The sequence below is a fragment of the Streptomyces sp. NPDC060366 genome (assembly GCF_042725135.1).
Taxonomy (GTDB): domain Bacteria; phylum Actinomycetota; class Actinomycetes; order Streptomycetales; family Streptomycetaceae; genus Streptomyces.
Genome location: NZ_JBHXDC010000008.1, coordinates 67,964 through 83,025 on the forward strand (window position 1 = coordinate 67,964; position 15,062 = coordinate 83,025).

The following is a 15,062-nucleotide window of genomic DNA, read 5'->3' on the forward strand; positions in this document are numbered from 1 at the left end:
CCCACCACGCGTTCGCCGGACGGGCCCGGCCCGGCCCGTCCGGCGGTGGACGGCGACGGCGCCGCTCACCGCACCACCGGCGTGAACTCCACCGGCAGCGCCGTCAGACCACGCATCCAGATCGACGGGCGCCACCTCAACTCGCCGGGCCGCACGGCCAGTACGACATCCGGCAGCCGCTCCAGCAGCGTCTCGACCGCCGTACGGGCGATCACATCGGCCAGCAGCGGCGCCGGATACGGACACCGGTGCTCGCCGTTGCTGAAGGACAGATGCGCCGAGTTCTCCGCGCCGATGTGCCCGTCGGGCCAGATCTGCGGATCCGTGTTGGCCGCCGCGAGCCCCAGGACCAGACAGTCGCCCGCCCTGATGTGCCGACCGCCCAACTGTGTGTCGCGCACCGCCCACCGGCCGATGAAATTCTGTGTCGGAGTGTCCAGCCACAGCACCTCGTTGAGCGCCTGTCCGACACTGAGCCGCCCGCCCGACACATTGAGCGCGAACCGGTCGTCGGTCAGCAGCAGACGCAGCGTGTTGCAGATCCAGTTGGCCGTCGGCTGCTGCGCCGCCGCGATCACGGAGATCAGGTCCTGGACGATCTCGTCGTCCGCCAGACCCGCCGGATGGCCCAGCATCCGCGAGGTGACGTCCGAGCCGGGCCGGGCGCGCTTGTCCTTAACCAGCCGCTGGATGCGCTCCTGCACCCGTACGTACGCCGAGACCGGGTCGTCGCCCTCCGCCGCGTCCAGCGACACCCGTAGATCACGTACGAGCTCCTCGGTGTCGGCGCCGCCCGCCGGCATGCCGCACATCTGGACGGCCGCCCGCATCGGCAGCGCGTGCGCGTAGGCGGCCATCAGCTCGGCGCCCCCGGAGCCCGCGAACGCGTCGATGAGCTGTTCGGCGATCTGCCGGCAGTCGTGGGCGAGTTCGAACTGGTCCACCGCTTCGAGGGCCTGGGTGATCACGCCGGCCCGCCGCTGGTGCTCGGCGCCCTCGGCGAACAGCACGGACGGCTGATGGCCCACGTACGGCAGCAGCGGCCAGTCGGCTGGGATCGCCGCCCACTGGTTCCAGCGGCGCGAGTCCCTGGCGAACAGCTCGTCATGGCTGGTGACATAGCTGACCTCCGAGTACCCGAGGACCAGCCACGCCGGGATGCCGCCGTCCAGCAGGACGGGGGCGATCGGGCCGTGTTCACGGCGCAGGCCGCGGTAGAGCTGCGACGGGGTCTGCTGGAATTCGAGACCGCTCAGCGGCACCGAGTCGGGGTGCGCGGCGGGGCAGCCGGGCTGCGGCTGCGTCTGCGGGGGCGCGCCCGGTGCGTCAAGTGCCTCGGGCCAGTGGGTGTGTGGATCGGTCATGGCGTCAACTCCCGTGCCATCGCCAGTTCGTACAGGTGGTCCACGAGGGCGATCAGGACGTTCTTGCCGGACGAGCGGACCCGCGCGTCGCAGTCGATCAGCGGGACGTGCTCCGGCAGCGACAGCGCCTGCCGGATCTCGTCGAGCGAGAACGCGGAGATGTCGGCGTCGAACCGGTTGACCGCGACCACGAACGGCGTCCTGTGGTGTTCCAGCCGGTCGATGGCGTACCAGGACTCGCTCATCCGCCGGGTGTCGACCAGGACGACCGCGCCCAGAGTGCCCGAGAAGAGGCGGTCCCACAGGAACCAGAACCGCTCCTGGCCCGGCGCCCCGAACAGATACAGCACCACCCGGTCGCTGAGGCTGATCCGGCCGAAGTCGAAGGCGACCGTCGTCGTGGTCTTCGTGGTGAGTCCGGCGGTCTCGTCGACACCGACGCCGGCCTGTGTCATGACCTCCTCGGTGTTGAGCGGACGGATCTCGCTCACCGAACGGACGAGGGTCGTCTTGCCGACTCCGAAACCGCCCACGATCACGATCTTCAGTCCGGTCTCGGCGGTGTCGGTCAGTGGGGTACGGGCGGGCAGCTCAGAGGTTGCGGAGTCCATGGAGCACCTCCTTCAAGAGGGCCGGGTCGGGAAGTGCGGAGGCGGAGCGCGTCACGGGCGGATGGCGGGCCGTGATCCGGCCCGTCGCCCGGAGGTCGCCGAGCAGGATCCGTACGACCGTCACGGGCAGTCCCAGCTCCGCCGAGATCTCCACGACCGCCGTGGGGTGCCGGCACAGATCGAGGATCGCCCGGTGTTCCGACTGCGTGCCCGGAACCGGCGCGCACTCGCTGACGATCAGGGTGACCAGGTCGAACGAGTCGTGGTCGGCGCGGCTGCGGCCACCGGTGACGGTGTACAGCCGGTCGGGGTCACCGGTGTCGACAGGCCGGCGGGTCATGACGGGGCGGCCTCGGGAGACACCGGGGTCCGGGGCTCGGCCCGCAGATGCTCGCCGATCTGATCGACCAGTTCGGTCATCTGATGGCCCACCACGCCCGGGTCCGCGCCGTCCTCGGCCACCACCGCGAGATGCGCGCCGTCGCCCGCCTCCACGATGAACAGCAGACCGCCGTGGAACTCCGTCATCGAGTGGCGTACACCGCCGGCGCCGTTGCCGAACTCGACGGAGGCGCCCTGCGCGAGGGCCTGGATGCCGGAGCAGATCGCCGAGAGCTGGTCGGCCTGGTCGAGTGTGAGATGGCGGCTCCAGCAGAGTTTGAGCCCGTCGCGGGAGAGCACCAGGGCGTGCCGGGTGCCGGGGGTGCGCTCCAGCAGGCTCTCCAGGAGCCAGGTCAGGCTGTTGTCGGTCGTCGGCATGGGGTGCATGGGTTGCGTGGGGCGGGATCCGCCGGGGGGAAGCGGATCACCGGCCCGTGCCTCCAATCTGAGGTTGCGTACGTTGCTCACGTTCGCTGACGGGGGTGGGCGCCTGGTGTGCCCGTACTTCCGGCGCCGTACGGGGAACGAGAGCCTCAGGACATGTCGCCGGGCTTCGGCTCCGGCTCCTCGAAGGCACCGTCGATGGGAAGCCGGGCGCGGTGGAAGGCGCCGAACTGTGATCCGGCGTCGCGGCCGGGCGGCAGGGCCCCGGGCGCCGCGCCGTTGCGCGGGCGACCGGCGTCGCCTGTGCCGTCCGCGGGCGGCCTGTCGCGGTCCGCCGCCGCCATCGTGCGTCCCGGTGGCCGTACGGGCAGCCCGCCCGGCGTCGCCACCCTGGGACCGTCCTTAGGCGCGCCGGGCGACGGCAGCGCCGCGGGCAGCGGCACCGACGGGGGCGTGACGGCCGGCTCGGTGACCGTGACCGCCGGGACGGGCGCGGCGTGCCGGCCCCTCGGGTCGGACGCGGCGCTCCGCTGCTGGGCGAGGAGTTGCGGCGGGAAGAGCACGACGACGCCGGTGCCGCCGCGTGAGGAGGGGCGGAAGTTGACGCTCAGGTGGTACTTGGCCGCGAGCCGTCCCACGACGGCCAGGCCGAGGCGGGTGCCCTGGAGGGTCGCCAGGTCGTTGGCGCGTCCCGACACCGATTCCTCGGCGCGTCGCATCGCCGCGTCCGCCATCTTCAGGCCGCTGTCCTCGATGGTCACCACGATCCCGGCGGAGCGCTCCTCGACGTAGACGTGCACCTCGTCGATCGGCGGGGAGAAGTTCGCGGCGTTGTCCATGAGTTCGGCCAGCAGATGCATCACGCCCTCGGCGGCGAATCCCGCGACGGCCGCGGTGCTGGAGCAGTGCAGCCGTACCCGCCGATAGGCCGCGATCCGGCCGACGGCGCCGCGCAGGATGCTCTCCATCCTGATCGGCTTGTTCCAGGCGCGGCTCGCCCGGCCGCCCATCAGCAGCGCCAGCCGGTCGGTCATCAGCCCGAGCTGCGAGGTGTTGTGATCGAGCTTCAGGAGATCGCCGAAGACCTCCTCGCCGTGACGTTCCTGCATCTCGCGCAGATCGGCGAGCATGCTCACCGCCTTCGCCTGAACCCGGCTCAGGGCCTTGGCGCTGGCCGCCTGGGCGGCGGAGCCGCGCCGCTCGCTGATGGCGAAGTCCCGCACGACCGCCTCGGTCAGGACGCGGAGCCGGGGATCGGACGGTCGCTTCAGATCGGCCAGTACGGTGTCGGCGCCCCGGCCCTCGCGGAGGGAGCCGAGCGCGGTGGGCAGCGTCACCGTCGACAGGAGGTCCAGATCGTCGGCGATTCGGCCGAGCCTGGCCACGACTGACTCGTGGTCGCCGGTCGCGGCGGTGGCGCGGTGCTCGCCGAGCGCCACCTCGTCCGCGAACGCCCGCAGGACCCGCTGGAGTTGGGGGTCGGACGGCGTAGGGACGGCGGCGAGCGTCTCCTCGGTGCCCGCCCCCTCGCGGAGCCGCTTCACGACGGTGGGCAGCGTGACGTTCACCAGATGGGCCGACTCCGCGTTGTTCCTGGCCAGTCGCGCGTGCAGGGCCTGGAGCTCGCCGCCGGCCGTCACCGATCCACGGCGGTGACGCCGCAGCAGCAGTCCGGCTCCGACGACGACGGCGGCGAGGACCGCCCAGGCGACGGCGAGTGTCGTCAGCGTCCAGGCGCGTGCGGCGGCGGGGGCGGTCACGATCGCGGCGCCGGCCGCCGCCCCCGCCACCAGCAACAGGGCGGGCGGGCCGACGAGTGACAGGGGGCGCGTTGTGAGTATGCGGTGGGGGCTCGGTGCGACTGGCACAGACATTCCGCGGTCCCTCGGTATTCGAGTGCGGGGGGAAACAGACAGGCCGGGCGGCGCGCGTCGGCCGTGGTGGGGGGTGGGGGCGCCGGTCACCGACTGGACGGTGATCTCCCGGGAATCTCCCGGGCCATGCGTGGCGCTCACGCTACTCACGCGCGGCGGGAAGACAGGGCCGTCGCGGGGCGGTGCCCACCAATGAGGGAGTTGGCCCTGAACTCACCCCGCCGGGGGCCGAAGTCGTGGTACCCGCGCGGGAGGGGAGGGCGGGGCCAGAGGGACCGGAGGGGAAGCCGGGGCAGAGGGACAGGAGGAGAGCAGGAGGGGAGCGGAGGCGTGGGGCGAACGTCACAGCACGGGGCCCCGGCTCGCCCCGGCGCCGCCGATACCGTGGACGGGTGCCGAAGAGCAGAGACACGTTCGCCCCACTGACCGCCTGGCGCCGTCGGCTCGTCTCGCGCGCCGTCCAGGGCGGCTGGCGGTGGATCCAGGAGGCGGGCGCCGTGAGCGCCGAGCATCCGGGGAAACTGCGCTTCGGCGGGATCGGCACCGGGACCCGGCTCGCCTTCCCGCAGGGCACGGTATTCGGCGAGCCGTGGATCGAGCTCGGCGACCACTGTGTCATCGGCGAACACGTCACGCTCACCGTCGGGATGATGCCCGGCCTGGACCTGGGCGCGGAGCCGATCCTGCGGCTCGGCGACGGCGTCGTCCTCGGCCGTGGCAGTCATGTCATCGCCGACTCGGCGGTGACCATCGGCTCGAACACGTACTGCGGCCCGTACGTCTACATCACGTCCACGAACCACAGTTACGACGATCCGGAGGTGCCCGTCGGCAAGCAGTGGCCGCGTACCGAGCGGGTCTCGGTGGGGCCCGGGTGCTGGCTCGGCACCGGCGCGGTGATCCTTCCGGGTGCGCGGCTCGGCCGCAACGTGGTGGTCGCGGCGGGCGCTGTCGTACGGGGCGAGGTGCCCGACCACGCGGTGGTCGCCGGGGCGCCCGCGCGCGTCGTACGGAGCTGGGATCCGGAGCGGGGCTGGCAGCCGCCGTTGCGTACGCCCGCTCCCGTACCGATCCCCGAGGGCGTCACCCCGCAGGAGCTGCTCGCGCTGGCCGAGCTGGATCCGGACCTGTCGTAGCGCGCCCGGCGGCGGGGTCCGCCGGGTCGTGACGGTGGGGGCGTCGTACGAGCGGGTGGTCAGCCCGCGGCCAGCAGGACCGTGCCGATCAGCGCGAGCCCGGCGCCCGCCGCCTGGACGGCGCGCAGCTTCTCCTTCAGCACGCCACGAGCGGCGATCGCGGTGATCACGGGATACAGCGAGGCCAGGACGGCGGCGACCGTGACAGGACCGTTCTGCGCCGCGATCGAGTAGGTGCCGTTGGCCGCGACGTCCGCGAGGCCGACGAACGCCAGCGCGGGCAGGGCCGCCCGGATCACCTGGAACCCGCCCTCCTCCGGCAGTGCGCGTGCGCCCCGCCTCACCGACACGAACAGCGCGGTACCGCCCACAGCGACGTTGGTGACGCGCTGCACGAACAGTGCCAGGAACAGGCCGGTGATCGACGTCGACGCCTCGGCGATCAGTGCCATGACCGCGCCGAATCCGATCGCGGCGACCAGCGTCAGCGCGATCGCCTGACGCTGGACCGCCGCTCCGCGCAGCTCGGGCCCGCCGGCCAGCACGATGCCCGCGACGGCCACGGCGATCCCGGCGAGCTGGAGCAGTCCGGGGCGCTCGCCCACGACGATGCCCACACCGACCGGTACGGCCACGCCGATCGAGCCGAGCGGGGACACGACGCCCATCGGGCCGAGCGCGAGTGCTTTGTAGAAGGCGAGCATGGCGACGGGGCCGACGACGCCGGCCGCGACCGCGTACCAGAGCTGAGGTCCGGTCTCGCTCCACGCGCCGGTCGCGACGACGACCACGCCGAGGACGGCGACGGCGATCGACTGCGACACCACGACCACCGTCAGGGCCGGCGTGCGCCGGGTGAGCAGCCCGCCGCCGAAGTCGGCCAGACCCCAGAGCAGGGCGGTGGCCAGCGCGAACAGTGCGGTCATGGAGCGAACCTCGCCAGTACAGTGTGATGGACGGTTGGTGCACCACACCGTAGTGCACTCTATTGAACTGTTCCATTGAATATATTGGACGGAATGTGTCGGAGCTCGATCAGCTGACCCAGTCGCTCGCCCGTAACCTCAAACGGTGGCGCGGCGAGAGAGCCTTCACTCTCGACGCCCTCGCGGCCCGGTCGGGGGTGAGCCGGGGCATGATCATCCAGATCGAGCAGGCGCGCACCAACCCCAGCGTCGGCACGACGGTGAAACTCGCCGACGCGCTCGGCATCAGCATCACCACGCTCCTCGACTACGAACAGGGCCCGCAGGTCAGGGTCGTACCGGCCGAGCAGGCCGTCCGCATGTGGTCCACCGACGCGGGCAGCTCCACCTCCCTGCTGGTCGGGACCGAGTCACGCGGCCCGCTCGAACTGTGGTCGTGGAAGCTGATGCCCGGCGAGCACAGCGAGTCCGACGCGCACCCGGACGGCACGACCGAGCTGCTGCACGTCTCCGCGGGCGAGCTGACCCTCGTCGTGGACGGTGCGACGCACGCCGTGGCCGAGGGCTCGTCGGCGGTCTTCGAGGGGAACGTGCCGCACGCCTACCGCAACGAGGGCGACACGACCGTCGAGATGACGATGGCCGTCTCCATCCCGCCCGCGCGCTGAACGACCGCACACCGTGCTCACCCGCACCGAGCTCACCTGCACCGTGCTCACGCGCCCCGTGCTCACGCCACTCACGTTCATCCGTCGAGACGCCCGCTCCCGGCCGTCGGCCCGCCTGTTAACTTGACGCCCATGCGCGCCCCCATCGGAGACTTCACCGACGCCCGACCCGCCCCCGACTGCCTCGACCTGCTCACGGAGCCCGTCGCCGCCGCCGTACGGGCCTGGCAGGGCGATGTGCCCGCCGAGCAACTGCTCTACGTGGACACCGACCCGGAGATCGCGGACACCGCCGCCTTCGTCGAGCACCACGGGGCCGATCTGCTCGACCGGTCCGCCAACTGCGTCGTCGTGGCGGGCAAGCGCGGCGGCGAGGCCACGCTCGCCGCCTGTCTCGTGCTGTCCCGGACGCGCGTCGACGTCAACGGAGTCGTACGCAAGCAACTCGGCGCCCGCAAAGCCTCGTTCGCCCCGATGGACTCCGCGACCGGTGAGACCGGCATGGAGTACGGCGGCATCACACCGATCGGCCTGCCCGCCGGCTGGACACTGCTCGTGGACGCGGCCGTCGTGGACACCGAGTGGGTACTGATCGGCAGCGGACGCCGCCGGGGGAAGCTGATCGTGCCCGGCAAGGCGTTCACCACCCTGCCGGGCGCCGTGGTCATCGACGGGCTCGGCGTCGCCACCGACTGAAGACGCTCAGCGCTCCTACGGCCGGCGGTCTCCTCAGCCGAGGCGCGGTATCTCGATGGCGGGGCAGCGGTCCATCACCATGTCGAGACCGGCGGCCCGCGTGCGCTCGTACGCCTTCTCGTCGATCACCCCGAGCTGGAACCAGACCGCCTTCGCACCGATCGCGGCGGCCTCGTCGGCGACCGGCCCCGCCAGCTCGCTGTTGACGAACACATCCACCACGTCGACGGGGAACGGGATCTCCGCCAGCGACGCGTACCCCCGCTCGCCGTGGACCGTCTCCGCCTTGGGATGCACCGGCACCACGCGCTTGCCGAAGCGCTGGAGCACGGCCGCCACGCCGTAGGCCGCCCGCGAACGGTTGCCGGACAGGCCCACGACCGCCCAGGTGTCGCCCGTGGAGGTCAGAATCCTGCGGATCGTCTCATCGTCTGCGTACATGCCCGGACAACGGACGGCGCGGCCCGGCAATTCCCCCGCCCCACCCATTGGCGAGGGCCCGCCATGCGCGCCCGGTGGTGGCAGAGCCTAGGGTGGCGCGATGCATGAGCAGTACCGCACCGTCGCCCGACAGGGTGTCCACGAGACCGAGGTCAACCGGTCGCGTTTCCTCTGCGCGCTCGCGCCCGCCGCCACCGAGGAGGAGGCACGGGACTTCGTCGCGGGCGTCCGCAGGGAACATCCCACCGCCACGCACAACTGCTTCGCCTATGTCATCGGCGCCGACGCCTCCGTACAGAAGGCCGGCGACGACGGCGAGCCGGGCGGCACGGCAGGTGCGCCCATGCTCCAGATGCTCATGCGCCGGGACGTGCGGTACGTCGTCGCAGTCGTCACGCGCTACTACGGAGGCGTCAAGCTCGGCGCGGGCGGGCTGATCCGCGCCTACGGAGGCGCGGTGGGCGAAGCGCTCGACCGGGTCGGCACCGTCACCCGCCGCCGCTACCGGCTCGCCACGATCATCGTCGACCACCAGCGCGCCGGAAAGCTGGAGAACGAACTCCGGGCCACCGGCCGCACCGTGCGCGACGTGCGGTACGCGGAGATAGTGACCATGCGGATCGGACTGCCCGCCTCCGACGTCGGCGCCTTCCGCGACTGGCTCGCCGACACCACCGCCGGAACAGCCCTGCTGGAGTTGGGCGGTGAGGCGTACGGCGACATCTGACACCCACCGGGACCGACGGGCCGTCAGTCGCCCCACGGGCGAAATGCCGGTACCCACACGTGATGTCCGACCCCACCGTTACTCTCAAGGATCATGAGATTCCTGCACACGTCGGACTGGCACCTGGGACGGTCGTTCCACCGGGTCGGCCTTCTCGACGCACAGGCCGCCTTTCTCGACCATCTCGTCGCGACAGCGCTGGCGCACGAGGTCGACGCGGTCCTCGTGGCGGGCGACGTGTACGACAGGGCGGTGCCGCCGCTCTCCGCCGTCGAACTCTTCGACCGGGCGCTGCACCGGCTCGCCGAGGCGCGCGTACCGACCGTGATGATCTCCGGGAACCACGACTCGGCCCGCCGACTGGGCGTCGGCGCCGGACTCATCGACCACGCGGGCATCCACCTGCGCACCGACCCGGCCCGCTGCGCCACCCCCGTCGTGCTCTCCGACACCCACGGCGACGTGGCTTTCTACGGCCTGCCCTACCTCGAACCGGCCCTGGTCCGCGACGAGTTCAAGGCCGCCAGGACGGGCCACGAGGCCGTGCTGTCCGCCGCCCTCGACCGCGTACGGGCCGACCTCGCCGCACGGCCGGAAGGCACCCGGTCCGTCGTCCTCGCGCACGCCTTCGTGGCCGGCGGCGCCGCCAGCGACAGTGAACGCGACATCACCGTCGGCGGTGTGTCCGCCGTGCCCACCGCGACGTTCGACGGCGTGGACTACGTGGCCCTCGGGCATCTGCACGGCTCACAGGCCCTCACCGAGCGCGTCCGCTACTCCGGTTCACCCCTCGCGTACTCCTTCTCCGAGACCGACCACCGCAAGACGATGTGGCTCGTGGACCTCGGAGCCCGCGGCGAGATCGACGCCGAGCGGATCGACTGCCCGGTACCGCGCCCGCTCGCCCGCGTCCGCGGCACCCTCGCCCATCTCCTCGACGACCCGGCGCTCACCCGCCACGAAGAGTCCTGGATCGAGGCGACGCTCACCGACCCCGTACGTCCCGCCGAGCCCATGGCGCGCCTCGCCGAACGCTTCCCGCACACCCTCAGCCTCGTCTTCGACCCCGACCGGGCCGACGAGGACGTCGTCGCCTCCTACGCACGGCGCCTCGAAGGCCGCAGCGACCAGGAGATCGCCGAGGACTTCGTGGCACACGTCAGAAACGGCGCCGGCCCCGACGACCGGGAACGGACCGTGCTGCGCGGCGCCTTCGACCATGTACGCGTCGACGCCGCCGTACGCGAGGTGACCGGATGAGACTGCACCGGCTGACCATCACCGCCTTCGGCCCCTTCGCCGACACCCAGGAGGTCGACTTCGACGCACTGTGCGCCGGCGGGATCTTCCTGCTCCACGGCGCGACCGGCGCCGGGAAGACCTCGGTCCTCGACGCCGTCTGCTACGCCCTGTACGACGCGGTGCCCGGCGTTCGCCAGATCAAGGGCGGCGCCGCCAAGGACGCCTCCCTGCGCAGCGACCACGCCCCCGCGGGCACGTACACGGAGGTCTGCCTCGAACTGACCGTCGGCGGACGGCGGTTGGAGATCACCCGCAGCCCCGCACAGACACGCCCCAAGAAGCGCGGCACCGGCGTCACCATCGAGAAGGCCCGGAGCGGGCTGCGGGAGCAGGCCCCCGCGAGCGGCGACTGGCGCGCGCTGAGCCGCTCCCACCAGGAGATCGGCGAGGAGATCGGCCAGCTCCTCGGAATGAGCCGGGAGCAGTTCTGCCAGGTGGTCCTCCTGCCGCAGGGCGACTTCGCGCGCTTCCTGCGTGCCGACGCCGAGGCGCGCGGCAGACTCCTCGGCCGCCTCTTCGACACCCGCCGGTTCGCCGCCGTGGAGGAGCGGCTCGCCGAACTGCGCCGGGGCGCCGAACAACAGGTAAGGGAAGGCGATCAGCGGCTGCTCGACATCGGGCAGCGGATCGCCGGGGCGGCGCGTGGAGGCATCGAACACCCGCTGCCCGCACGGCAGCCCGGCGATCCGGGCCTCGCGCCCGCCGTCCTGGAATGGGCCGCCGTCGCCCGCTCCACGGCCCACGAACGCCGGGACATCGCCGAGTCCGCCCTCGCGGGCGCCGAGAGCGGGCAGGCCGCCGCACGCCGACTGCTCGACGACGAACGCGAACTGGCGCGGCTGCAACAGCGGTTCGCCGACGGACGGCGGCGCGCCGACGCCCTCGAAGCCCGCCGCCCCGAGTACGAGGCTGCGCGAGCCAGGCTCGACCGCGCCCGCAAGGCGGACCAGGTCGCCCCCGCACTCGCCCTGCGCACCGACGCCGAGCGCGCGCACCGCACGGCCGCCGCCGACCTCGACCGGGCACGCGCCCTGCTCCCCGCCGAACTGACCGACACCGGCGCCGACCATCTCTCCGCGCTGGAGCGGAAGATGCTGGAGGAGCTGGGCCGGGTCGACGCGGCCCGGGGCGCCGAGCGGCGCAGCGCGGAGATCAGCCGCGAACGGGCCGAACTGGACCGTCAGGCGCGCGCGGACGAAGAACTGCTGGCCGACGCGGCGGGATGGCTCACCGGCTGGGAGGCCGCCCGCCGGGGACACCAGGAACGCGTCGAGACGTCCCAGGAGGCGGCGACCCGCGCCGAACAGCTCGCGGGAGCGCTCGAACCGGCGCGCGCACAGCTCGACGCGGCCCGCGCGCGCGACGCGCTCGACGCACGGGCCGCCGCTTCGGAACGCCTCCTGAACACCGCCCGTGAGCACGCCAACGACGCCAAGGAGACCTGGCTCGACCTGCGCGAGCGACGGCTGCGTGGCATCGCCGCCGAACTCGCCGCCCGGCTCGTGGCGGGGGAGCCCTGCGCGGTCTGCGGCTCCGCCGACCACCCGGCGCCCGCGCGGGCCTCGGCGGGCCAGGTCGACCAGGCGTCGGAGGACGCCGCGCTCGCCGCCTCCCGCAGAGCCGAGGCGGCCGTCACGGAGGCCGAGCGCGACCACGCCTCCGTAAGAGAGGAGTACGCGGCGGCCCGGTCCGCGGCCGGCGGATCGACCGTCGCCGAACTGGTCGCGCTCACCGAGCGCCTGGGCCGCGAGCACACGGCGGCGCACCGCCTCGCCGCCGACACACACGCCGCCCGTGAGGCGCTGGCCCGCGCCGAACGGGAGCGTGAGGACCGGCTCACCGCACAGCGGTCCGCCGAGAACCGCGTCGCGGCCCGTACCTCACGGCGCGAAGCGCTCGACCAGGAACAGACCGGCCTCGAATCGGAGCTGGTCCGCGCCCGCGGTGACGCCGACAGCGTCGCCGAGCACGCCGATCGGCTGACGAAAAGGGCCCGGCTGCTCGCCGAAGCGGCCGACGCGGTAAGGGACTTCGACACCACGGCCCAGCGCCTGAAGGACGGCGACGGCCGGCTCGCCGATGCCGCGTTCCGTGCGGGATTCGAAACACCGCGCGAGGCCGCGGCGGCCTTGTTGTCCGGCCCCGAACAACGCGAACTGACCCACCGGATGGACGACTGGCAGGCCGAGGCCGCCACCGTCGCCGACCGGCTCGCCGAGTCGGACGCACGCGACGCCGCAGAGGCACCGCCCGCCCGGCTGGACACGGCGCTGATGTCCTACGAGGCGGCCGAGACCGCGCACCGCGCCGCCTCCTCCGCGCTCACGGGTGCCCGCGAGCGGAGCGGCGAACTGGTCAGGCTCTCGCGGCAGGCCGAGGAGGAGGTGCGACGCCTCGGCCCGCTCCGTACGGAGTACGAGCGGGTGGCCCGCCTCGCCGCGCTCACCGCGGGCACCTCCACCGAGAACGACCGCAAGATGCGCCTGGAGTCGTACGTCCTGGCCGCCCGGCTCGAACAGGTCGCGGACGCGGCGACCGCGCGGCTGCTGCGCATGTCCTCGGGCCGCTACACCCTGGTCCACTCGGACGCGAGGAGCGGCGGCGGCAAGCGGTCAGGGCTCGGACTCCACGTGGTCGACTCCTGGACGGGCAGCGCGCGGGACACGGCGACCCTGTCCGGCGGGGAGACGTTCTTCGTCTCCCTCGCCCTCGCGCTGGGTCTCGCCGACGTCGTCACCGACGAGGCGGGCGGCGCGCGTCTGGACACCCTCTTCATCGACGAGGGGTTCGGCAGTCTGGACGACCAGACGCTGGACGAGGTCCTGGACGTGCTGGACTCGCTGCGCGAACGCGACCGCAGCGTCGGCATAGTCAGCCATGTCGCGGACCTCCGCCGCCGGATCCCGACCCAGCTGGAGGTGACGAAGACCCGCCGGGGCTCGACGGTCAGTCTCCGGACGGGCGGCGCCGACGGCTGAGCGCGGCTCGCCCGCCCCGGGGAATCCGTATGACACGCGCCGGACGGCCGACCATGATGGGTGCCCATGCCTCAACTTCCCGAGCCCAGCGCCGAATCCCTCCGCCGTGAGTACATGCCGCTGCGGGGTCGTACGGCCCTCGTCACCGGTGCCAGCCGGCGCGGCGGCATCGGGTACGCGGTCGCCCGCAGGCTCGCCGCGTACGGCGCGAGCATCTACCTCCATCACCATGTGCCGCACGACCGGGCCCAGCCCTGGGGAGCGGATCCCGACGGCCCCGAGGGCGTCGCGGCGGGCGTGCGCGAAGCCCTCGGGTATCCGGGCGCCCAAGTGGCGCACGGGCCCGGCGACCTCTCCGATCCCGAAGGCCCGGCCAAGGTCTTCGCGGCGGCGAGTGAGGCGCTCGGCGGCGTGGTCGACATCCTGGTGGCCAATCACGCCCTCAACGGCTCGGACGGCAGCCTCAAGGACATCGACGCGCAGCTGCTCGACGCGCACTGGGCGACCAACACGCGCTCCGTGATCCTGCTGATCCAGGCGTACGCCAAGCTGCGGGCCGCCCATCCGGTCCGTATCCGGCGCGGCAGCCGTGTCGTGATGATGACCTCCGGCCAGGATCTGCGGGCCGGTATGCCCGAGGAGATCGCCTACAGCCTCTCCAAGGGCGCCCTCGCCTCGGCCACCCACACTCTGGCCGCCTCACTCGGCGGCATGGGGATCACGGTCAACAGCGTCAACCCCGGCCCCGTGGACACGGATTACCTCACCGGCGAGGCGTACGACAGGATCGCCGGGATGTTCCCGGCCGGACGGTGGGGGATGCCGGACGACCCGGCGAGGCTGATCGCGTGGCTCGCCACGGACGAGGCCGAGTGGATCACCGGCCAGGTCATCAACTCGGAGGGCGGTTTCCTGCTGAGCGGGGAACACTTCAGTCCCGTCCCGGGCGGCCCCTGGCCCCGCGAACGCCCGGCGGACCCGCGCCCGGGCTCTCGCCCGCGCCCGGTCGAGTAGCCGGGCCGTCAGGGCTCTCCTCCTACGGAGCCACCGACCGGCGCCGCAGCGGGGACGAGTAGACCACGCTCGTCGTGACCGAACCCAGCGTCGCGATCCGGCCCGTGACCGCCTCCAGATCGCTCATCGACCGGGCGGCGACCTTCAGTACGAAGCAGTCGTCGCCCGTCACATGGTGCGCCTCCAGAATCTCCGTCATGCCCGCCAGCAGATCGTGGAACGGCTTGTAGTTGCCGTGCGGATAGCGGAGCCGTACGAAAGCGAGGATCGGCCGCCCGAGCCGCTCCTGGTCGACCACGGCCGTGTACCCGGAGATCACCCCGGCCTCCTCCATACGCCGCACCCGCTCCGTAACGGCGCTCGCCGACATCGAGACGGCACGCGCCAGTTCGGCGAAGCCGGTCCGTCCGTCGCGTTGCAGGACGTCCAGAATGAGCCAGTCCGTGGCATCCGGGGAAAACTCGGTCATGAGCCACAATTAGCAGAGAGATCCCCGGCCGAACAAGTCAAGTGCCGGGGAATCTGCCTTCATAAGAGCGTCCCCGCCGCCATACCGTTCT

15 protein-coding genes are annotated in these 15,062 nt (G+C 72.5%); 7 read left to right on the forward strand and 8 right to left on the reverse strand.

All coding sequences use genetic code 11. From position 1 onward, the window contains the following. Positions 1-65: 65 nt before the first annotated feature. From ACFWHU_RS20655 to ACFWHU_RS20675, 5 genes are all read right to left on the reverse strand, one after another. A complete protein-coding gene (locus tag ACFWHU_RS20655) occupies positions 66-1,364 on the reverse strand; it encodes a cytochrome P450 (RefSeq protein WP_387226176.1) in 1,299 nt (432 codons plus the stop codon). Beyond that, positions 1,361-1,975 carry an ATP/GTP-binding protein gene (locus ACFWHU_RS20660; protein ID WP_385802990.1) on the reverse strand — a complete coding sequence of 205 codons (615 nt, stop codon included), beginning with the start codon at positions 1,973-1,975 and terminating at the stop codon, positions 1,361-1,363. The genes ACFWHU_RS20655 and ACFWHU_RS20660 overlap by 4 nt, the downstream gene beginning before the upstream one ends. After that, positions 1,956-2,315, reverse strand: a complete 360-nt coding sequence (locus tag ACFWHU_RS20665; protein WP_385802992.1) for a DUF742 domain-containing protein — start codon at positions 2,313-2,315, stop codon at positions 1,956-1,958. Before ACFWHU_RS20665 ends, ACFWHU_RS20660 begins: the two co-directional genes overlap by 20 nt. Further along, positions 2,312-2,734 carry a roadblock/LC7 domain-containing protein gene (locus ACFWHU_RS20670; RefSeq protein WP_385802994.1) on the reverse strand — a complete coding sequence of 141 codons (423 nt, stop codon included), beginning with the start codon at positions 2,732-2,734 and terminating at the stop codon, positions 2,312-2,314. Before ACFWHU_RS20670 ends, ACFWHU_RS20665 begins: the two co-directional genes overlap by 4 nt. A gap of 155 nt (positions 2,735-2,889) precedes the next feature. After that, positions 2,890-4,614, reverse strand: a complete 1,725-nt coding sequence (locus tag ACFWHU_RS20675; RefSeq protein WP_387226178.1) for an ATP-binding protein — start codon at positions 4,612-4,614, stop codon at positions 2,890-2,892. Positions 4,615-5,006: 392 nt separating this feature from the next. Between ACFWHU_RS20675 and ACFWHU_RS20680 the strand changes: the two genes are divergently transcribed. Next, positions 5,007-5,750, forward strand: coding sequence for an acyltransferase (locus ACFWHU_RS20680; RefSeq protein WP_385802998.1), 744 nt, complete (start codon positions 5,007-5,009; stop codon positions 5,748-5,750). A gap of 59 nt (positions 5,751-5,809) precedes the next feature. Here the strand turns inward: ACFWHU_RS20680 and ACFWHU_RS20685 are convergent, their stop codons facing one another. Then, positions 5,810-6,676, reverse strand: a complete 867-nt coding sequence (locus tag ACFWHU_RS20685; RefSeq protein ID WP_385803000.1) for an EamA family transporter — start codon at positions 6,674-6,676, stop codon at positions 5,810-5,812. 95 nt (positions 6,677-6,771) lie between these two features. Between ACFWHU_RS20685 and ACFWHU_RS20690 the strand changes: the two genes are divergently transcribed. Together ACFWHU_RS20690 and ACFWHU_RS20695 are read left to right on the forward strand one after the other, a co-directional pair. Beyond that, positions 6,772-7,344 carry a helix-turn-helix domain-containing protein gene (locus ACFWHU_RS20690; RefSeq protein ID WP_385803002.1) on the forward strand — a complete coding sequence of 191 codons (573 nt, stop codon included), beginning with the start codon at positions 6,772-6,774 and terminating at the stop codon, positions 7,342-7,344. A 132-nt stretch (positions 7,345-7,476) separates the two neighbouring features. Continuing rightward, complete coding sequence (locus tag ACFWHU_RS20695) at positions 7,477-8,040, forward strand: YbaK/EbsC family protein (protein ID WP_387226181.1); 564 nt, start codon at positions 7,477-7,479, stop codon at positions 8,038-8,040. A gap of 33 nt (positions 8,041-8,073) precedes the next feature. On the opposite strand, the gene ACFWHU_RS20700 is transcribed toward ACFWHU_RS20695, so the two are convergent. Next, entirely contained in the window at positions 8,074-8,481 is a 408-nt protein-coding gene (locus ACFWHU_RS20700) for a CoA-binding protein (protein ID WP_147875912.1), read from the reverse strand. Between the two features lie 100 nt (positions 8,482-8,581). Between ACFWHU_RS20700 and ACFWHU_RS20705 the strand changes: the two genes are divergently transcribed. The 4 genes from ACFWHU_RS20705 to ACFWHU_RS20720 all read left to right on the forward strand — a co-directional run bounded on the left by ACFWHU_RS20705 (position 8,582) and on the right by ACFWHU_RS20720 (position 14,502). Further along, positions 8,582-9,208 (forward strand): YigZ family protein, encoded by a 627-nt coding sequence (locus tag ACFWHU_RS20705; protein WP_385803005.1) that lies wholly within the window; start codon positions 8,582-8,584, stop codon positions 9,206-9,208. Positions 9,209-9,301: 93 nt separating this feature from the next. Beyond that, entirely contained in the window at positions 9,302-10,468 is a 1,167-nt protein-coding gene (locus tag ACFWHU_RS20710) for an exonuclease SbcCD subunit D (protein ID WP_387226185.1), read from the forward strand. Further along, on the forward strand, positions 10,465-13,488 hold the full coding sequence (locus ACFWHU_RS20715) for an AAA family ATPase (RefSeq protein ID WP_387226187.1): 3,024 nt from the start codon (positions 10,465-10,467) through the stop codon (positions 13,486-13,488). Before ACFWHU_RS20710 ends, ACFWHU_RS20715 begins: the two co-directional genes overlap by 4 nt. Positions 13,489-13,554: 66 nt before the next feature. Next, the gene (locus ACFWHU_RS20720) at positions 13,555-14,502 is read left to right on the forward strand and encodes an SDR family oxidoreductase (RefSeq protein WP_387226189.1); all 948 of its coding nucleotides are present in this window, start codon (positions 13,555-13,557) and stop codon (positions 14,500-14,502) included. 22 nt (positions 14,503-14,524) lie between these two features. Here ACFWHU_RS20720 and ACFWHU_RS20725 read toward each other — a convergent pair whose 3' ends face one another. After that, complete coding sequence (locus ACFWHU_RS20725; protein ID WP_387226191.1) at positions 14,525-14,971, reverse strand: Lrp/AsnC family transcriptional regulator; 447 nt, start codon at positions 14,969-14,971, stop codon at positions 14,525-14,527. Positions 14,972-15,062: the final 91 nt, after the last annotated feature.